The organism is Marixanthomonas sp. SCSIO 43207, assembly GCF_019904255.1.
Lineage (GTDB): Bacteria > Bacteroidota > Bacteroidia > Flavobacteriales > Flavobacteriaceae > Marixanthomonas.
Genome location: NZ_CP063203.1, coordinates 620,583 through 641,703 on the forward strand (window position 1 = coordinate 620,583; position 21,121 = coordinate 641,703).

Annotated in this window: 16 protein-coding genes and 1 tRNA gene; 7 read left to right on the forward strand and 10 right to left on the reverse strand. The window is 34.2% G+C overall.

Translation table 11 applies throughout. The features are described 5' to 3' along the window. The 6 genes from INR76_RS02890 to INR76_RS02915 all read right to left on the reverse strand — a co-directional run bounded on the left by INR76_RS02890 (position 1) and on the right by INR76_RS02915 (position 4,151). Complete coding sequence (locus INR76_RS02890) at positions 1-621, reverse strand: biopolymer transporter ExbD (protein ID WP_223109161.1); 621 nt, start codon at positions 619-621, stop codon at positions 1-3. Between the two features lies 1 nt (position 622). Next, positions 623-1,051 (reverse strand): hypothetical protein, encoded by a 429-nt coding sequence (locus INR76_RS02895; RefSeq protein ID WP_223109162.1) that lies wholly within the window; start codon positions 1,049-1,051, stop codon positions 623-625. 19 nt (positions 1,052-1,070) lie between these two features. Next, entirely contained in the window at positions 1,071-1,880 is an 810-nt protein-coding gene (locus tag INR76_RS02900; RefSeq protein ID WP_223109163.1) for a MotA/TolQ/ExbB proton channel family protein, read from the reverse strand. A gap of 310 nt (positions 1,881-2,190) precedes the next feature. Continuing rightward, a tRNA-Ser gene (locus INR76_RS02905) sits at positions 2,191-2,278 on the reverse strand. 70 nt (positions 2,279-2,348) lie between these two features. After that, on the reverse strand, positions 2,349-3,377 hold the full coding sequence (locus INR76_RS02910) for an asparaginase (RefSeq protein ID WP_223109164.1): 1,029 nt from the start codon (positions 3,375-3,377) through the stop codon (positions 2,349-2,351). Between the two features lie 9 nt (positions 3,378-3,386). Next, on the reverse strand, positions 3,387-4,151 hold the full coding sequence (locus INR76_RS02915) for a TatD family hydrolase (protein WP_223109165.1): 765 nt from the start codon (positions 4,149-4,151) through the stop codon (positions 3,387-3,389). 49 nt (positions 4,152-4,200) lie between these two features. On the opposite strand from INR76_RS02915, the gene INR76_RS02920 reads away from it, so the two are divergent. From INR76_RS02920 to INR76_RS02930, 3 genes are all read left to right on the forward strand, one after another. After that, positions 4,201-4,635, forward strand: coding sequence for a TIGR02281 family clan AA aspartic protease (locus INR76_RS02920; protein WP_223109166.1), 435 nt, complete (start codon positions 4,201-4,203; stop codon positions 4,633-4,635). A gap of 69 nt (positions 4,636-4,704) precedes the next feature. Next, the gene (locus INR76_RS02925) at positions 4,705-6,726 is read left to right on the forward strand and encodes an ATP-binding protein (RefSeq protein ID WP_223109167.1); all 2,022 of its coding nucleotides are present in this window, start codon (positions 4,705-4,707) and stop codon (positions 6,724-6,726) included. After that, positions 6,723-7,355, forward strand: coding sequence for a response regulator transcription factor (locus INR76_RS02930; protein ID WP_223109168.1), 633 nt, complete (start codon positions 6,723-6,725; stop codon positions 7,353-7,355). The genes INR76_RS02925 and INR76_RS02930 overlap by 4 nt, the downstream gene beginning before the upstream one ends. 293 nt (positions 7,356-7,648) lie before the next feature. Here INR76_RS02930 and odhB read toward each other — a convergent pair whose 3' ends face one another. The 3 genes from odhB to INR76_RS02945 form a co-directional block, all read right to left on the reverse strand. Then, positions 7,649-8,893 carry a 2-oxoglutarate dehydrogenase complex dihydrolipoyllysine-residue succinyltransferase gene (gene odhB, locus INR76_RS02935; RefSeq protein WP_223109169.1) on the reverse strand — a complete coding sequence of 415 codons (1,245 nt, stop codon included), beginning with the start codon at positions 8,891-8,893 and terminating at the stop codon, positions 7,649-7,651. Positions 8,894-8,934: 41 nt separating this feature from the next. Further along, complete coding sequence (locus INR76_RS02940; protein ID WP_223109170.1) at positions 8,935-11,682, reverse strand: 2-oxoglutarate dehydrogenase E1 component; 2,748 nt, start codon at positions 11,680-11,682, stop codon at positions 8,935-8,937. A gap of 184 nt (positions 11,683-11,866) precedes the next feature. Then, positions 11,867-12,841 (reverse strand): polyprenyl synthetase family protein, encoded by a 975-nt coding sequence (locus INR76_RS02945; protein WP_223109171.1) that lies wholly within the window; start codon positions 12,839-12,841, stop codon positions 11,867-11,869. Between the two features lie 172 nt (positions 12,842-13,013). Here INR76_RS02945 and INR76_RS02950 point away from each other — a divergent pair, with 172 nt between their 5' ends. From INR76_RS02950 to INR76_RS02965, 4 genes are read left to right on the forward strand one after another with little or no spacing between them, the layout of a single operon-like run. Then, the gene (locus INR76_RS02950) at positions 13,014-13,613 is read left to right on the forward strand and encodes a TetR/AcrR family transcriptional regulator (protein ID WP_223109172.1); all 600 of its coding nucleotides are present in this window, start codon (positions 13,014-13,016) and stop codon (positions 13,611-13,613) included. Positions 13,614-13,618: 5 nt separating this feature from the next. Then, on the forward strand, positions 13,619-14,989 hold the full coding sequence (locus INR76_RS02955) for a TolC family protein (RefSeq protein ID WP_223109173.1): 1,371 nt from the start codon (positions 13,619-13,621) through the stop codon (positions 14,987-14,989). A 24-nt stretch (positions 14,990-15,013) separates the two neighbouring features. After that, positions 15,014-16,186, forward strand: a complete 1,173-nt coding sequence (locus INR76_RS02960; protein WP_223109174.1) for an efflux RND transporter periplasmic adaptor subunit — start codon at positions 15,014-15,016, stop codon at positions 16,184-16,186. Between the two features lie 10 nt (positions 16,187-16,196). Next, a complete protein-coding gene (locus tag INR76_RS02965) occupies positions 16,197-19,721 on the forward strand; it encodes an efflux RND transporter permease subunit (RefSeq protein WP_223109175.1) in 3,525 nt (1,174 codons plus the stop codon). Between the two features lie 66 nt (positions 19,722-19,787). Here the strand turns inward: INR76_RS02965 and INR76_RS02970 are convergent, their stop codons facing one another. Further along, positions 19,788-21,116, reverse strand: coding sequence for a RagB/SusD family nutrient uptake outer membrane protein (locus tag INR76_RS02970; protein ID WP_255592764.1), 1,329 nt, complete (start codon positions 21,114-21,116; stop codon positions 19,788-19,790). Positions 21,117-21,121: the final 5 nt, after the last annotated feature.

The window sequence follows — 21,121 nt, forward strand, 5'->3', positions numbered from 1 at the left end:
TTATTGTCCGTTCTTCTTTGGTTCTGCCTCAGATAATTTTAAAGGAAATAAATCTTGAATTTTCTCTAGCTTTTCTTGAGCTGCATCTTCATTTCCGTTAAAGTTACCTTCATCTATAGCTTGTTTTACTTCAGTAAACTTCCAACCGTATAAACGTTGTGACTCTCTGTTTCTAAGAAAGTTGTATGCAGCAACTAGTTCATTTTGAACAGTAATGTACATACTATAGGAAGTTAAACGGTCATTTTGTACTGAAATAACTGCTTTTTCAGGGTTGTCTGAAGATTGTGGATCTCTTGATCCTTTACAGTAGCTACAATACTCAGGGCTACCTTGAGGAGCTCCTCCATTATCAAGGAACTTTATTGCTGCTTCTCTTAAATCTTCAACTTTCATCAATTCGTCTTCAACCAATAATTGATCGTCTTTATTTACGCTAACGATAAATAAATTCTTTTGCTTAATTATTGGTGGATCTTGAATTTCTTCATCGGGTGGCAATTGTCTCGCAATACCCTTATCCTTTTCTATGGTAGTAGTTACCAAGAAAAATATAAGGAGCAGGAATGCGATGTCTGCCATAGACCCTGCGTTAACCTCGGGTGTTGCTCTTCTTGCCATATTATCTCGTTGTCATTTTTTTGATTCCGCTGAATACCATTGCAACAATTGCAATTACGGCTAGTATGTAAAATACATGTAAGCCTGTTCCTACCCAACGTGAACCACTCTCTGAAAGCATTTTACCATCTTGCATTTGGGTTTCTACTCCATTTGAAAGTGCATAGCCAATAGCTATAATAACTAAAAATGCACCTATAGATAAGAGGGTTCGTTTTATATTTCCGGCAAATATTCCTTTCAGTACAAAGACTAGAACAAATAAAAGCACTATAGCGAATGTAATGTATGCTACATACAGATATCCGTCAACACCTTCACCTGTTGCTTTTACAGCTTCGTCTCCATTTGATATAATTAATCCAAGGAAAACAATACCTGCCAAGCTAAGGATTACTGCTACAATTTTTAAAATTTTATGTAAAGCCATTATTCGGTGTGTTTATTAATTACTTTTTGTTTTTGTAATCTACCAACATATCGATTAATGTGATAGATGCATCTTCCATACTATTTACAATACTATCAATCTTAGCAATGATATAGTTATAGAAAATCTGAAGTATAATCGCTACAATTAAACCGAATACAGTTGTTAAAAGTGCTACTTTAATACCTCCTGCAACAAGTGAAGGGTTCATATCACCAGCTGCTTGAATTTTATCAAATGCTTCAATCATACCAATTACAGTACCCATGAAACCAAGCATTGGTGCTAGTGCAATAAATAAAGAAACCCAAGAAACGTTTTTCTCTAATTGCCCCATTTGTACACCACCATAAGCAACTACTGCTTTTTCAGCTGCTTCAATGCTTTCGTCTGCTCTATCAAGCCCTTGGTAGTAAATTGAAGCTACAGGTCCTTTTGTATTTCTACACACCTCTTTAGCTGCTTCTATACCACCACTGTTAAGAGCATCTTCAACATTGGCTGCTAGTTTTTGTGTATTGGTAGTTGAAAGATTTAAGTAAATAATTCTTTCAATAGCAATTGCTAGACCAAGAATAAGACATAAAAGTACAATCCCCATAAATGCAGGACCACCTTCTATAAAACGTTGCTTTAATTCTTGATGCCACCCTTGTGACTCTTCTTCTTGTTCCGCTGCTACTTCTTCGTCTTGTACAAAGGTTACTGTTGCTGCGGTTACTAATGTTTGTGCATTGCTCGACATATTTTGAGCAGTTGCTGCGTTTACGTTACATGTTCCCGCAAAGACCATTGCGGCAATTGCCATAATAGAAAATAATTTTTTCATTGCTATCGACTTAAAGTTTGTTTTTAGTTAAAGGTTTAAAGATATAAAAATAATTAGTTAATCTACAATAATAAATTTGTCTATTACCAATAAATAACTGTATTTCAGAGCTATTGGTATAATTTCTATTTAATTTTCTTTTTGCTGTTCCTCAATTAAAGGATAATTTTCTTTTCAGAAACTTTAAAAGACCACTTTAAATTGTGAAAAAAGCAGCTTTTCAACTTAAGAAAAAACGAAAATAATAAGAACTTATAGAAAACCAACTCTTTTGATTGGTTTTAACGGTATTTTGTTAATTTATTCTTAGCAGAGAGGAAGGGATTCGAACCCTCGATACGCTTTTGGCGTATACACACTTTCCAGGCGTGCGCCTTCGACCGCTCGGCCACCTCTCTAGATTATCCTCTAAAAGGGCTGCCAAATAACAAAAAAAAAATTGGTTGCTAAAACTTTTTAAATAGAATTTTAAACCATTTCGCCTCTTAATGAGGTTTCAAAAATTGTTTTAAAACTATTTAATGATATTTTTTGACCTAATAGATACATTAATTTGGCCAGGGCTGCTTCTGTAGTGATATCTTTTCCTGAAATCACTCCTAGTTTTTTTAACGCTGTACTGGTTTCATACAAGCCCATTATTACACTTCCTCCAGAGCATTGTGTTACGTTTATAACTGGAATTCCTTTATCTATTAATTTTTTTAATGCTTTTAAAAACCATTCTTCATTGGTAGTATTTCCACTTCCGTAGGTTTCAAGAACCAAGCCTTTCATTTCGGGGTAAGCAAAGATGTGCTCAACTGTTGATATGTCAATGCCAGGAAACATTTTTAAAAGTACAATATTAGACTCCATACGTTTATGCACTTTTAGTTTCTTTCTTCTATTGGGCTTGTACAACGCATCATTATTAATGAAAAGATTTACACCACTTTCTATTAAGGGAGGATAATTTAAAGAAGCAAAGGCTTCAAAATGTTCGGCATTAATCTTTGTTGTTCTATTTGCCCGATAAAGTTTATATTCAAAGTACAAACAAACTTCGGCAATTTTGGCCCTGCCTTTTTCACGAAGACCTGCAATCTGTATAGAGGTAATCAAATTTTCTTTGGCATCGGTACGTAAATCACCAATTGGTAATTGTGATCCTGTAAACACCACTGGCTTTGCTAAGTTTTCAAGCATAAAGCTTAAGGCTGAGGCTGTGTAAGACATTGTATCACTACCGTGTAAAACCACAAAACCATCAAACTCATTATAGTTTTCTTCAATAATTCCTGCTAGCATTACCCAATACTTTGCACTCATATTTGAACTATCAATAGGCTCTTCAAAACTGTGTGTACTTATAGTGGAGTCAAGCAGTTTTAGCTCGGGAATGTGTTTCAGTAAATCATCAAAATTGAAATTACGCAAAGCTCCTGTTTCAAAATCTTTGATCATACCTATAGTTCCTCCGGTATATATAATGAGTATTTTGGGTTGTTCAGCCATAGTAAAAAATTAAATACTGAATACTTCTTTTGAATTCATGGTGGTGATTTGAGCTACTTCTTCTTCTGAAATAGCATAAATTTCGGCCACTTTTTTACAAATTAATTGCAAATAACTGCTTTCATTTCGTTTACCACGATAAGGTACTGGAGACAAATAGGGTGCATCTGTTTCTAAAACAATATGCTCAATAGGTATTTCATTTAAAAATTGATCTATTTTTCCATTTTTAAAAGTAACTACACCTCCAATGCCTAGTTTCATATTATAAGAAATTGCTTTTTCAGCTTGTTCTTTTGTACCGGTAAAGCAATGAAAAATTCCGAAGAGATCATCATCCTTTTCGCTTTCTAACACATCAAAAACTTCATCAAAGGCTTTACGACAGTGAATAACAATGGGAAGTTTATATTTTTTTGCTAGTTGAATTTGCCTTTTAAAAGCATCTTGCTGTATATGTAAGGTAGAAGTATCCCAATGCAAATCTATCCCTATCTCACCTACGGCATAAAATTGTCGTTTTGAAAATTGCTCTTCAACGTGTTTTAATTCTGTTTCATAATTTTCTTTAACCGATGTAGGATGTAATCCCATCATTAAAAAAACAGCATCGGGATAGTCTTGTTCTAGTTTGTACATCGCTTCAGTGTGTTCTGAATCAATTGCGGGAATAAAAAAACGTGATATTCCTAAATCAATAGCACGTTGAATCATTTCTGCTTGATCCTCTTCAAAAGCTTCACTATATAAATGTGTGTGTGTATCTGTAAGCATATTTGCAAAGCTACTTATTTTTGTTAGCTATCTTTACAAAAAACAAAAAATGCATTTACGCACCTTTCTTGAAGAGAAAAACTTTCATAGAGTTCCATTAAAAAAACTAGCTACCGGTCACTACAAACTATCATTAAAGCTCAATGGTGTTTTGGGTAACTTCATCTTAGACACCGGAGCTTCTACTAGCTGTGTAGGGTTTACCGGGATTGATCATTTTTTAATGACAAGCGAAGAAAGCCAAATAAAAGCTGCAGGAGCAGGCGCCATTAATATGGAAACCAAAATCTCTCGTAACAATACAATAAATATTGGCAAATGGAATACAAAAAAAATGGATTTTGTAGTTTTTGACCTTTCGCATGTAAATCAAGCACTAGAACAAGCTGAAGAGGAATCTGTTCATGGAATTATTGGTGCAGATTTTTTAAAAAAATTTAGAGCTGTAATTGATTATGGACGCAATTGTCTTTATCTAAAATAAAACAATGAAAAATATGTGCTGAAATTAATTTTTAGTACATTTAAAGTCTCCCCCAATACCTTATTAAAGATGCATAAAAAGCTTTCGTTGATATTTGGCTTTATCGTGCTATACTCATATATAAGTGTAGCTCAGGATGTTTCTTACTATAAAAACATTGCAGATTCTACGACCAATATTTCTTTAAAGTTAAAAGCCATAGACTCTATTTTATCAAAAACCTATAGAGTTGATAACGAAACTTTTATTAAATACAGCAGCCAGTATATAGAAGAAGCCAAAAAAATGGACAGTATTGAAATGGCAGCCAGAAAAGCAATGAACTTGCAAACAATACTTTCAGATTTTAATAACGAACCTCGTAAAGCAATCCGAATAATAGATGGCGTTCTAGCTCATAAATATAAAATTAAAGACAGTTTTTTACTCGGCGGGTTATACCTTAAAAGAGGCCGTGCCAATTTAAAATTAAATGTAAAAGACGCTATCAAAGATTATGAGGCTGCGATTGAAAACTTCTCTACACAAGACTCCATATACATAGCAGATGCATATTTATTTAGCGGTCAAGCGTATTCAAATATCGGAAAATTTGTTGCCGCTGGAGAATATTATGAAAAAGCATACAAAGTTTATGAAAACCGTAAAGAATATGAATATATGCTTCACGCTAGACAAGGGATAATAACCATGTTTAGTATGAATGGTTTTTATGACAAAGCCGAAACAGAGCGAAAAAAATTAATTGAAACTTTAAAAAAACTTGAAAACAAAAAGTACATAATTACAGAATACTACAATCAATCAATTGATTACAATAAAATAGGGAACAAACAACAAGAGATTAAATACCTTTTAAAAGCAGATTCATTACTTAAGGTCACAGACACAAATCAAGAAGATTACAAAAACACAATTAACATTCACGCCAAGCTAGCAGAGTTTTACATAAGTAATAACGAGTTAATAAAAGCAAAAGAACATATAGACATACTCGACCAATGGATTGATAAAGCCAAAGAAGACCGTACAGTTAACGTTAGCTACAATGGTGCAAAAGCTAGATATTACAATGCTTTAAAACTTTACAACCAAGCTTTAAAACATGCCGAGGAACAATTAAGATATTCTCAAGCAATAGGCCACGAAGATGATATTATGCAATCGCATTTATTGCTCTCAAACATTTATGCAGAAACCGGCGCCTATAAAAAAAGTCTAGAAAATAAAAATGCATACGTGACCTTGAAAGATTCTTTATACAACAAGGGGACCGCACAATTTTTGGCTTATTATCAAACTCTATACGAAACTGAAAAAAAGGAAAAAAAGCTTGTTGAAAAAAATACTAACATACAACTGCTAGAAAAAGACAATGAAAATTTTAAAAAAATTGTTTTCTTTTCAAGTCTTGCTTTGGTTCTTACTTTTGGACTTATATTATTATATAGAAATCAACGCTACCTTAAAAACAATAAAGAGTTACAAGAAAAATTCAGTCAAAAACTATTAGTATCACAAGAAATTGAAAGAAGACGTATTTCAAAAGATCTTCACGATGGTCTCGGTCAACGATTACTACTTATAAAAAACAAAATACTCTCAAATGGTGATGATGACACCAAAAAAATGGTTGATGACGCCATTGATGAAGTAAGAACCATTTCTAGAGACTTACACCCTTTTCAGCTTCAGGAAATGGGCATTACAAAAGCAATTGAGTATACTCTTACCCAAATTGATGAAAACACAACGCTGTTTATTTCTTCAGAAATAGATAATATTGACAACCTATTTACCAAAGAACAAGAAGTTAATATTTATCGTATTATTCAAGAAACGCTCAATAATATTTTAAAACATGCTAAAGCTGAAGCTAGTAAAGTAACCGTTAAAAAATTAACCGGTAATATTGTAATATCAATTAAAGATAATGGTGTTGGGTTTGATTTTAGCGAGAAATATCAAAACGTAAAATCACTAGGTTTAAAAACGTTACTTGAGCGCACACGATTTTTAAATGGACAAATGAAGGTAAAATCTATTAAAAATAACGGAACAATTGTTATCTTTCAATTTCCTATTTCATGACAGAAAGAACCATCATAACAGCAGATGACCATCCACTTTTATTAAAAGGTCTTAATGATTTTTTATTAGAAAAAGGATATAATATTATTGGAAGCGCTCACGACGGAAGAGACGCTTATAATTTAATTGCTAAAGAAAAACCTAGTATAGCTATACTAGACATTCAAATGCCACATATGTCTGGTATTGAAATAGCAAAAAAATGTAAAGAAAATAATATTGCAACAAAGATTGTTCTTATTACACTTCACAAAGAAAAAGAACTTTACATTAAAGCTCAAGAGTTGAATATTTTTGGGTACGTTTTAAAAGAATTTGCCCTTGAAGAAATTGAAAATTGCATTAATACTGTTACTCTAGGCGATAAGTATTTCAGTCCTAAAATTAAAGAATTACTTGACGGCATTCTTTTTTCAGACAGCTCGTTAAATGCTTTGACTCCTTCAGAAAAGAAGATTTTAAAACTTATAGCTAATGACAAAACTAATAAAGAAATAGCCTCTCTTCTTTTTATATCTCACCGTACTGTTGAAAAACACCGAAGCAATATTATATCAAAATTAAATCTTGAACCCAAGACAAATAGTTTGCTTATTTGGGCTAAAGAAAATTATGATAAAATGATGTAAATACAAAAAACTGAATAATTACGTGTTTCCACGTATTTTAAAATTGTGTTAAATTTCTGACATTTACCTAATGAATGTTAACATGGTTTTTAAAAATGACAACACGAAGAATGAACGAACAAAAAAGAGGATTTTTATCTTTTTAGTTGTTGTGGTTGTTGCAATTGTGTTACTCAATATTGTTAATTATTTTGTTTCTTAATTTTTATGTTAATTTCAACTAACTAATTAAAAAACACCCGCTGAGCTTTCAACGGGTGTTTTTATTTTTTTTAAAAAATGTAGTTGAACAATTAAAGCTCAAGGGCTTTTTTCACATCGTTATCCATAAGTAATTCTTCAGGACTCTCAAGAGCTTCTTTAATAGCAACTAAAAAGCCAACAGACTCTTTACCATCAATTATTCTATGGTCATAAGATAAGGCAACATACATTATAGGCGCAACAGCAATAGCACCGTCTTTTGCGATTGGTCGTTCTACTATGTTGTGCATTCCTAAAATACCTGATTGCGGAGGGTTGATAATTGGTGTTGAAAGCATACTTCCGAAAACACCTCCGTTTGAGATGGTAAATGTACCACCTGTCATTTCATCTACGGTAATTTTCCCATCACGAGCTCTTAACGCTAAACGTTTCACTTCTTCTTCAACACCTCTAAAGCTAAGGTTTTCAGCATTTCGTATCACAGGAACCATTAATCCTTTGGGTCCTGATACTGCTATTGAAATATCCTTATAATCATAGGTAACTTTGTAATCACCATCAATCATTGAGTTTACATCTGGGTATAAATCTAAGGCACGTACTACGGCTAAAGTGAAAAATGACATGAAGCCAAGACTTACGCCATGCTTTTCTTTAAAGTTTTCTTTGTACTTTTTTCTTAATTCAAAGATCGCGCTCATGTCAACTTCATTAAAAGTAGTCAACATAGCTGTTTCATTTTTTGCTGAAACTAACCGTTCTGCAACTTTACGACGAAGCATAGACAGTTTTTTGCGTTCGCTTCCTCTGCTACCTTGTCCCGGCGTACCCATAGAAGGTGTTGCTTTTACAGCATCGTCTTTTGTAATACGTCCATCACGACCGGTACCTTTTACATCCTTAGCATCTACTCCTTTTTCATCCATAATCTTCTTAGCAGAAGGTGATGGCGATCCTGTTGCATATGTTTTTTTATCTTGTTCTTGAGATTGTGTTGAGGGTTTTGAAGGTTCTTCGGTTTTTGCCTCAGCTTTATCACTGTCTTTTTTACTTTCCTCCTTTTTTGAATCTCCTTCAGAGTTTCCTGGTTTTTCTGCTTCGGTATCAATTAAGCAAACTACCTCTCCTACTGCAACTGCGTCACCTTCTTCGGCTTTTCTGGTAATAACACCACTTGCTTCAGCAGGTAGTTCAAGAGTTGCTTTATCACTGTCTATTTCTGCGATGGCTTGATCTTTTTCTACATAATCGCCATCTTCAACTAGCCATTGTGCTATTTCTACTTCGGTAATGGATTCTCCCGGAGATGGGACTTTCATTTCTAGTGCCATAGTATTTTAATTTACCTATTACGGATTTTATATAATTGTAATTATTTTTCTTCAATATTAAAAACGCTCTCAATAACACGCTGGTGTCTTTGCTTTGAACGCACACTACTTCCAGAAGCTGGTGCTGCGTACATTTTTCTGCTACAAACCCTAAAGTTACGTGCTTCTTCAAAATGCATTAATATATGAGAATATGCTCCCATGTTTCTAGGTTCTTCTTGAGCCCAGACCACATCTTTTGCATTTTTATATTTTTTCATGATGTTTTTCATTTGCTCTGTAGGTAGTGGGAACAACTGCTCTACTCTTACTAACGCAACATCATCTCTTTTTTCTTCTTCTTTTACATCTAAAAGATCGTAATAAAACTTACCTGTTACAAAAACTAGAGTTTTAACTTTTGAAGCTTTTGCTTCTGGATCATCAATTACCATCTGGAATGTGCCATTGGCCAATTCTTCTTTGGTAGAGACTACTTTTGAGTGTCTTAATAAACTTTTGGGTGTAAACACTATTAATGGCTTACGGTAGTTTACTTTTATTTGTCTTCTAAGTAAATGATAAAAGTTTGCTGGTGTAGTACAATCTGCAACAAACATATTGTCTTTGGCACACAATTGAAGGTAGCGTTCCATTCTTGCTGAAGAGTGTTCTGCTCCTTGACCTTCATAACCGTGTGGTAATAACATTACCAGACCGTTTTGTAATTTCCATTTATCTTCTGCAGCAGAAATATATTGGTCAATCATAATTTGAGCTCCATTACTGAAATCTCCAAATTGCGCCTCCCAAATACAAAGTGTTATTGGGCTAGCCATTGCATAACCGTAATCAAATCCAACTACTCCATATTCTGAAAGTAGTGAATTATAGATGTAAAAATGTGCTTGGTCTTCATTTAATTGATTAAGCAACACAACTTCTTCTTCACTTTCTTCAGCTTTGATAACTGCGTGCCTGTGTGAAAATGTTCCTCTTTCTACATCTTGACCTGTTATTCTTACATCGTGACCTTCTGCTAATAGTGTTCCGTATGCTAGAAGTTCTCCCATTGCCCAGTCTAGCTTATTATCCTCAAAGTACATTTTGTTTCGTGCTTGTATAAGCTTAGAAACTTTGCGTAAGAATTTTTTATCTTCAGGTAGTTTTGTAATAACTTCTGCTATCTCGGTAAGTTTATCAAGATCAAAGGTTGTATCTACATCTTGCATCATTTTATCCTCTTCAGCATATTCAAAACCTTGCCACTCTTCTTGCATGATAGCACTTATTTCGGTTTTGTCTTCTTTTCGAGAATCTTCAAGACTTTCTTCAAGCTTGTTTTTATAGTCTTCTTCTAGCTTTTTGGTGTATTCTTCATCAATTACACCTTCTTTTATCAATTTTTCAGAATAAATCTCACGTGGATTTTTATGCTTTGATATGGCTTTATACAGATTTGGCTGGGTAAATTTAGGTTCATCTCCCTCATTATGACCATATTTTCTGTATCCTAAAAGATCAATAAACACATCGTGCTTAAATTTCATTCTAAACTCTAAAGCAAAAAGCATGGCATGTACTACTGCTTCAACATCATCTGCATTTACGTGAAGTACTGGCGAGAGTGTAACTTTTGCTACATCTGTACAATAGGTTGAAGAGCGTCCATCTAGGTAGTTGGTAGTAAATCCTACTTGATTATTTACCACAATATGAATAGTACCTTGTGTTTTGTACCCTTCTAGTTGTGCCATTTGCACAATTTCATATACAATACCTTGACCAGCAATAGCTGCATCACCGTGAACAACGATTGGTAAAACTTTTTCAGGGTTTTCTAGGTGGTGATCATCTTGCTTTGCGCGAGCAATTCCTTGCACAACCGCTCCTACAGTTTCTAGGTGTGAGGGATTGGGTGCAATGTTAAGATTAATTTCTTTTCCGCTATCGGTTTTTCGTTTTGATGTCCATCCTAAGTGGTATTTTACATCACCATCAAAAACGGCTTGTTCATAATCTTTTCCGTCAAATTCACTAAAAATGTCTTTTGCATTTTTACCAAAAATGTTGGTTAAAGTACTTAACCTACCACGGTGTGCCATTCCCATTACAAACTCTTCAACACCTTTTTCTGCTGCATTTTCAATAAGAGCATCTAAGCCAGGAATAAGACTTTCTCCTCCTTCTAGCGAAAACCGTTTTTGACCTACATATTTGGTATGAAGGAAGCTTTCAAAAGCTACTGCTTCGTTTAATTTTTTTAATATGTGTTTTTTCTGGTCGTTTGAAAAACTTGGTTGGTTTTCATTTACATTCAGCTTGTCTTGAATCCATTGAATTTCTTCAGGCTTACGAATGTACATATACTCAATCCCAATAGAATCACAGTAAATTTTATTGAGGTGCTTTATAATGTCTTCTAATGTAGCTTCACCTATACCTAAAATTTCACCTGCTTTAAATGACGTTTGCATGTCATCTTGTGACAGACCAAAGTTTTCAATATCAAGCTTAGGTGTATATTTTCTTCGTTCGCGTACAGGATTGGTTCTAGTAAATAAGTGACCACGTGACCGGTACCCGTCAATTAATTTAATTACCTGAAACTCTTTTATAAAGTTTTCTGGTATTTCTGTTTTTTCTTCAATACCCAATGCTTCTAGAGAGCCATTTTCTATTCCGAAATCAAAACCTTGAAAAAAAGCACGCCAGCTAGGTTCTACAGTATCGGGGTATTGTAAGTATTTATCATAAAGTTCTGCGATAAACGAGGGATGTACCGCATTGAGAAAAGAATATCTATCCATAATTGGAATACAAGGGTTTCATTTTGTAAAACGATACAAAAATACAACAATTACAATAAATAGGCGATTGGATTGTGTATATTTCTATGGATTGAAATCTTAAATATTTCCTAATAAAACCGTTGGTTCTCTGTAACTTGATTTTCAGAATTATTAATTTAAGAAGCAGATGTGATTTTTAATATTAAAATGTACGCTTCATTAACCACTCTCCAAACTCTCTAAGCTCTGTTTTCTTTTTTTCTGAAATATCAATCTGCTCTAACACATCGTTTGCCTTCTGGGTATATTTTGTAATTTCCTTTTGTGTTGCCTCTGCAGCTCCCGAATTTTTAAAGATTCGCTTTACTGTATCAATTTTATCTGAAGGGTTTTTAGGGCTTATAGTGTACAAATGCTCAAGTTCGTCTGCTTGAGTTACTTCACTATTTTTTAGTGCAGTTAAGTATAGAAAGGTTTTTTTATTCTCAATAATATCACCTCCTACTTGTTTTCCGAATGATTCTGGATTACCAAATACATCTAAATAATCATCTTGCAACTGAAACGCTATCCCTAGATTACGCCCAAATTTGTAAATATTTTCTTTACAAGAATGCGAAGCTCCAGCAACGATAGCACCCATTTTCATGGCAGCACCCAGCAATACAGCTGTTTTAAAATCTATCATTTTGATGTATTCATCTATTGAAACAGCATCTCTATCTTCAAAATCAACATCATACTGCTGTCCTTCACAAACCTCAATTGCCGTTTTACTAAACAATTGTGCTAGTTCTCTAAAAAGTTTAGGCTCATATTCTTCAAATAATTGATAAGCCAGTATTAACATAGCATCACCAGAAAGAATACCAGTGTTGATATCCCACTTTTCATGTACGGTTTCTTTACCACGTCTCAAGGGCGCATTATCCATTATATCGTCATGAATTAATGAAAAGTTATGAAACAATTCTATAGCCAATGCTGCCGGCATGGCTTTTTTATAGTCGGTTTCAAAAAAATCACAAGTTAACAACGTGAGAATAGGACGCAGTCGTTTACCTCCAATATTTAATATGTATTGTATAGGCTCATATAATTGCTCTGGCTCTTTAACTTCTACTGTATGCTGTAGTTGTTCTTGTAATGCTGTGCTATACTTTTTTAATAATTCCATACCGCGCTCAAAATTTGCCGCTAAAATACAAGTTGCCACACAAAACTGACTACTAAAAACCAAAAAAAAGTGTTTTTAAAAGGTCAAGTGAGCAACCCATGTTAAATTTATGTAAAACCTAGGAAACTTTTTTTGTTCCTAAAGTTTCCTTTGTCTATCTTTGCGCCGAATTATGAAAGAGAAAATTATAACAAAGGCAGCAGAAATGTTTCTTTCACTAGGCTTTAAAAGCGTAACGATGGATGACATTTCAAATGAGATGGGCATTTCAAAAAAAACAATTTACACCCATTTTAATAACAAAACACAATTGGTGAAAGAATCTGTGTTAAAAGTATTTGAAGAGATTTCTTGTGGTATAGACGCCATTCAAGATTTGGAAAAAGATCCAATTGAAGAATTATATGAAATTAAAAAGTTTGTAATGCTTCAATTAAAAAATGAAAAATCATCACCTCAATACCAGCTTCAAAAATATTATCCTGAAGTGTACACCATGATTAGAAAAAAGAAATATGAAAACATGGCAGAGTGTACTATTGAAAACCTGAAACGAGGCGTTGAAAAAGGTGTTTACAGAAAAAACATTGATGTAGATTTTATATCAAAACTTTACTTTTTATGTATTGAAGGCATCAACGATGAATCTATTTTTCCTTTATCACAGTTTTCAAAATTCAAATTAATGGAGGATTACTTAGATTATCACCTTAGAGGAATTGTAACATCTAAAGGCTTAGAAACACTTACTAAATATTCAAACAAGAATTAAAACTAATGAAACATATTTTTTTAATAGCTTTTTTTGCTTTCAGCATATATTCTCAAGCTCAAGAAACAGTAAACCTTCAACAACGAACGTTTACTCTTGAAGAAGCCATTCAGTTTGGTCTTGAAAATGGTTATAACTCTAGAATTGCAAAAAAAGACGTAGCCATTGCCTTAAAACAGAAATGGGAAATTATTGCACAAGGATTGCCGCAAATAAGTGGTGACGCAAATTACAACAATAACCTTAAGCAGCCGGTAACCTTGATCCCCGGCGAAGTTGCCGGTGGCGAACCCGGAACATTTGTACCCGTTACATTTGGAACCAAACACAGTGTAAACGCAACTGGAACTTGGAATCAATTAATTTTTGATGGGTCTTATATTGTAGGTATTCAATCTGCGAAAACACTTTTGCAAATTTCAGAAAACGCAAAGGTTAAAACAGATCTAGAGGTAAAAAAAGCTATCACAGACGCCTACGGAAATGTACTATTGGCTTCAGAAAGTGTTACCATTTTAAAGAAAAACCTCTCTACTGTCGAAAAAAACTTAAACGACACCCGAAAGATTTTTGAAAATGGTCTAGCAGAAGAAGAAGACGTAGAACAATTGGAGATTACACGCTTAAACCTTGAAGCCAACCTTAATAATTCTATACGTATGCAATCCATTGCATATGATATGCTAAAGGTAACAATGGGCATTCCTGTAACGGAAGAAATTAAAGTAACCGATAACCTAAGCGAGTTGAGTGAAGAAAACTTTAATCTATTACTTCTTTCAAAAGAAATGAACGTAGAAGAAAATATTGATTACCGCATCGCCGAAGATCAAGCCAACCTTTCAGAAGTAGAAGTAAAACTTGAAAAAAGTAAAGCATTGCCTACTCTTTCTGCGTTTGTTAATTATGGCGTTGCAGGATATAGTGATGAATTCACCTTTTTTAATAGCGACCAAGACTATTTTACACAATCTGTTTTAGGTGTTAATTTAAGTATTCCTATTTTCAGTAGTGGTATGAGAAGTGCCAAGACAGCTCAAAAGCAATTGGCTTTTGAACAAGCAAAATTACAACTTGAACAAACAAAAAATCAAGTTACTCTTGAAATTGCAAATGCTCGAAACGAATATCAATTTGCTTTAGAGAATTATGAAAACAAACAGCGCAACCTAGAATTGGCAGAACGTATTGAAAAGAAAAATAGCATCAAGTTTTTTGAAGGAATTGCCACTAGTTTTGAATTAAGCGAAGCACAACAACAACTTTTTCAAGCACAACAAGACTATCTGCAATCAATGCTAGATGTAATAAGCACCAAAGCAGAACTAGAAAATTTATTAGACACAACAAAATATCCCGAAAACAAAGACGAGTAACAACCCATTGCAACACACTATATTATGAGAAAATTCATATACTTATTTCTAATTACAATAACAGTAGCCTCTTGTGGTGGCGATAAAAACAGCAACTCTGTTGAAAAAGTAATAGAAAGTAACAACCTAGAAACCATTCGACAAAAAAGAGCTGAGCTAGTAAATCAACAAGAAGCACTTCAAGAAAGTATTCACAATTTAGACTCTGCTATTTCTAAGCTTGACACTGTAAAAAATGTGCCTTTAATCACCACTTTAACCGCAAAAAAAGAGGTTTTTAATCACGTTTTGGAAATACAAGGAAATGTAACAACCAAAAACCTTTTAGTTATCACGCCAGAATATAGCGGCATTCTCACAAGAGTATATGTAAAAGAAGGACAACGAGTTACTAAAGGACAAACATTAGCAAAAATTGATGATGGTGGTTTAAGCCAGCAATTATCGCAATTACAAATACAAGCAGATTTAGCAAAAACCACTTACGAACGTCAAAAACGTTTATGGGAGCAAAACATAGGTAGTGAAATTCAGTTTTTACAAGCAAAATCTTCATATGAATCACAACAAGAAGCCGTAAATCAATTAAAACAACAAATAGCAAAAACGGTAGTAAAAGCTCCTTTTTCAGGAACAATCGATGATGTTATTACAGAGCAAGGTAGCGTAGTTGCAGCTGGGCAAACTCAACTTATGCGCATTGTAAACTTAAAAGACATGTACATAGAGACCGATATCCCTGAGCGTTACATTAAAGATGTTACAAAAGGAAAAGATGTAGAAGTAGAATTTCCGGTTATTGGTAAAACAGTTACAACTTCCGTTAGACAAGCAGGAGACTTTATAAACCCTGCAAACAGAACATTTAAAGTAGAGGTAGCTATACCCAACGCAGATAAGACCATAAAACCAAACCTTACTGCAAAACTTAAAATTAACGACTATACAAATGAAGATGCTATATTAATTCCACAAAGTATTATTTCAGAAAATGCTGAAGGTGAGCAATACGTTTACATTGTTAATGATAAAAATGAAAATGAAGAAGGCATTGCAAACCGGGTAATAATCAAAACCGGAAAAACACAAGGCGATGTAATTGAAGTACTAGAAGGAATAGAAAGCGGTGCCGAAATTGTTCAAGAAGGAGCACGTAGCGTTAAAGACGGGCAAACTGTAAAAGTGATAAAGTACTAAACCCAAGCACATGACAAAAAAGAAAAAACAAGTAGATAAAGAATTTGGTTTATCGTCCTGGGCAATAGACAATAAAACAACTATGTATGTCTTAATTGCTGTGATTTTTTACTTAGGGGTTTCAGCATTCTTTGATATGCCTCGAGAAAATTTCCCAGAAGTAAATGAAACCAAAATTTATGTAAGCTCTGTGTATCCGGGTAATACTGCCGAAGATATAGAAAAATTAATCACAGATCCGCTAGAAGACAGGCTTAAAACCGTAAGTAATGTAGTAGAAATCACCTCAACATCTCAAGAAGACTACGGGATGATTATGGTTGAGTTTGATGAAAACATCACTGTTGAACAAGCCAAACAAAAAGTAAAGGATGAAATTGATAGTGAAACTGCCGGTGAAGACTGGCCTACTTTTAACGAAGCAAAGGTAGAACCCGAAGTATTTGAGTTAAGCCTTTCTGAAGAAATGCCTATTCTTAATATTAATATCTCTGGTGACTACCCAGTAGGTAAATTAAAAGAATACGGAGAGTATCTTCAAGACGAAATTGAAGATTTACTTGAAATTAAAAAAGTAGATATTAGAGGTGCTCAAGAAAAGGAAGTTGAAGTAGCCGTAGATATTTACAAGATGATGGCAGCCAATGTTACCTTTAATGATATAATTGGCGCTATAAATGCTGGTAACGTTACCATGTCTGCCGGTAACTTAAAGGCAAGTGGTCAACGACGTACCATACGTGTTTTAGGAGAAATTGATGACCCGAAAGAACTTGAAAATTTTGTTGTTAAGTCTGAAAATGGAGATGCAATTTACCTCAAAGATGTAGCTACAGTTGCTTTTCAAGAAGAAGACAAAACAACCTACGCAAGAGAGTTTGGGCATCCTGTTGTAATGCTAGACGTAAAAAAACGCGCCGGTAAAAACATGGTTGCTGCAGCAGAACAAATACAAGTTATTGTTGAAGAAGCAAGAAATGAAGTATTTCCGCAAGACTTAACAGTAACCATAGCAAACGATCAATCTTCAGTTACAATTGGTCAAGTTGATGATCTAGTGAACAATATCATATTTGGTGTTATTCTGGTTGTAACTGTACTTATGTTCTTTTTAGGATTTAAGAATGCCATTTTCGTAGGTTTTGCAATTCCTATGTCTATGTTTATGTCGCTTATGATATTAAACATGCTAGGGCAAAGTTTAAATACTATGGTGCTCTTTGGTCTTATTATGGGTCTTGGTATGCTTGTAGATAATGGTATTGTAGTGGTAGAGAACGTATACCGCCTTATGGATGAAGAAGGCATGAGTCGAATGCAAGCTGCTAAAAAAGGTATCGGCGAAATAGCCTTCCCCATTATTATTTCTACAGCAACAACAGTAGCAGCTTTTATTCCTTTAGGGTTATGGCCTGGTATTATGGGAGAATTTATGATGATTTTACCTATAACGCTTTCAGTTGTTTTAGGCTCCTCTTTATTTGTTGCTATTTTCTTTAACTCAGTGTTGGTATCTCAATTTATGAATACCGAAGACAAAGACATGCCTTTACGTAAAATCATACGAACTACCGTTATTATGGCTGTTATAGGCATTCTTGTGATATTGGTAGGCGGCGAGTACCGTGGATTGGGAACACTGATGGTGTTTACAGCAATTATGCTTTGGGTGTATCGTATTTTCTTACGAAAATGGGCTAATAATTTTCAGAATAAAACCTTAGTAAAACTTGAACGTTGGTATGAAAACCAGTTAAGATGGGCACTTTCGGGTAGAAAACCTTATTTATTAAGTATAGGTACGTTTGTGTTATTAATAATATCATTTGTTGCTTTTGGTATCTCCTTATCACAACAACGAACCAAAGTAGAGTTTTTTCCAGATAATAAACCAAATCAAATTATTGTCTATATAGAATACCCACAGGGAACGGCTATTGAAAAAACAAACGCTATCACTAAGGAAATTGAAGAACGTGTTTACAACGTTATTAATCAAGATCAATATACTGATGATGGTTATAATTTTCTTGTAGAAAGTGCTGTGTCACAAGTTGGCGAAGGTGCCGGTAATCCTCAAACAGATGGCGGATCTACTGCCGAAATGCCGCACAAAGCTAAAATTACCGCATCAATGCGTGAGTACAAATACCGTCGTGGTGAAGACAGTGAACTATTACGTCAAAAAGTGCAAGAGGCATTAGTTGGAATTTATCCGGGAGTTCTTATTTCGGTTGAAAAAGACGCCAATGGACCACCAGCCGGTTCACCCATTAATATTGAATTAGAGGGTGATGATTATAACGAGCTAATTGCTACCGCAGAAAATATGCGAGAGTTTATTAATAACAAAAACATTGCGGGTATTGATGAGCTTAAAATTGATGTTAATAAAGATAAGCCAAGTATGCAAGTGGTTGTTGATAGAGAAAAAGCCGGTGAATTGGGTGTGAGTGCATCTCAAGTAGGCCAACAACTGCGTAACTCTATTTTTGGTAGTAAAGCTGGTATCTATAAAGAAGATGGTGATGATTATGATATATACGTTCGTTTCAATGAAGATATTAGGTACAACAAAAGCGCTTTATTTAATCAAAATATAACATTTAGAGATAACACAGGCCAATTAAAAACTATTCCTATTTCGGCTGTTGCCAAGCAGGAAAACACCTCAGGTTTTAGTGCAATTAAGCATAATGATACAAAACGAGTGGTTACTGTATATTCTGCATTGGCACCGGGTTATACAGATGCTGGAGCAATTGTAGCTCAGATTCAAAATGAAATGAAAAGCTATGAAGGTCTACCAAATAACATTAAGATTGATTACACCGGTCAGATTGAAGAGCAAAATAAACAAATGGCATTTTTAATGGGTGCTTTTTTTACAGGTCTGGGATTAATTTTCTTTATTCTGATATTTCAATTTAACTCTATTTCAAAACCGGCTATCATCATGTTGGCTATTTTCTTAAGTTTAATTGGTGTATTTGGCGGTATTGTAATTTCTGGAAGTGCCTTTGTAATTATGATGACTATGGTTGGTATAATATCACTTGCCGGTATTGTAGTAAACAACGGCGTAGTATTACTGGATTATGCACAGTTATTAATTGACAGAAAAAAACAAAAGCTAAATCTTGAAGCAGATGATTACCTGAATGAAGAAGATCTTTATGAAAGTATCGTTAAAGCAGGTAAAGCACGTTTACGTCCTGTGCTATTGACTGCTATCACTACTATTTTAGGGTTGATACCTTTAGCCATTGGACTAAACATTAACTTCTTTACTCTATTTTCAGAATTTGATGCAAATGTTTATATGGGAGGTGACAATGTGGTATTCTGGGGCCCTCTTGCTTGGACGGTGATTTACGGTCTCTTAATTGCCACTTTTTTAACTTTGATCGTAGTTCCTATTTTGTTTTTCTTATCGGTAAAACTTAAAATGTGGATACGTAAAAAGTTCTCTAATTCTGAAGATACTTCAAAAGAAAATCACGAAGCAGCTATAAATCCAAAACCTGCAGAATAAACTATTTAAGCAATAAAAAAACCCTTTCAATATTGAAAGGGTTTTTTTGTAATGCCAATTAAATGTTTATTGATTCTCCGTTAATGGTATCGGAAACTTTGAAAACACGTCATCTTCTGGTCTGTCTATCGGAAGCTCACCTAATCTTCCAAATCTTCTCATATCAATCCAACGATGTCCTTCGGCATATAAAGAATACCTTCTTTGGTTTAGCATTTCATCTGTCAAAGACGTTGGATCTGTAGCCCCCGTATATGGGTCTAGACCTGCACTGTTTCGTATTATATTGAGCGCATTTACTGTTTCCCCAGGATTGCTGTTAATATTTGCTTCAGCATAAAGTAAAATTAACTCTTCATTTCTAATGATAGGAATATCATCAACATTAGTCTCATACCTGAAAAGAGCAAAATTTCCTGATAAATCATCTTGGCTTATTGGCTCTGATAATTCTACAACCTTACTTAATCTGGTATCGCCACTCTCGGCATCTGCTACAAATAAAGGCTGAGCAATTCTAGCATTTGCTGCTGTTAAACCCTCAATTGCTTGAAATAACGGGTTTATAATATCTGTTTGATCTAGTGAGAAATTATAAAATATTCCTGTATTTAAAGCTGAACCATTTAATTCTAAAAATGAATCGTTTAAAAAGTTTAAAACTGCAGGATAATCTCCTTGATAAGCGGCGACTCTAGCAGAAATTGCTTTGTTAACTTGTAAAAATGACGCCGGAGTATCAAAACCACTAAAACCGGTTGTTAACACAAACGGAAAACTTGCTCCTCCTCCAGACAAATCATTGGCTCCTTCTTCTAGCAATGAGCGTATTCCTGCTAATGCAGCAGATTTTGACACAAATGGTCCCAAGTTATTCTCATCTTCTACGTCTAATCGTATTCCATTGTCATCAGTTAAGTTTAAGTTTAAAAGCAGCTCATAAGCTTTGAAGGTTTTAAGAAACCCTTTTGTTGCAGATAATTCTGCAGCCGAAAATTGAGCTGAAAGGTCTTGTCCTTCAATAAAGCTTAAGATTAAATTGGCATTTTTTACAGTTCTGTATCGAGCACCCCAAGGTCCTGTGATATAAAAAGTATTGTTATCAAGTGTCAACCCTTCTCTACCTAATAAATCTCCTGTGAATCTTGGTTCAGATCCAGAGAATCTATAGTATTCACGGCCTATTACACCACAGTCATCAAAATAAGTACCTAAACGTACTCTAGAACTGTATAAAATCCCACCTACTAGGTCTTGTAAATCACCTCGGGTAAGGTTTTCTTCAAAGGCATCAACCTCTGCGTTATTAAGGTCATTAAAGTCTTGTACTTCACAAGAAGCTATTGTCGCCACTATAGAAGCAAAGAATATTAATTTATATATATATGTTTTCATCATTA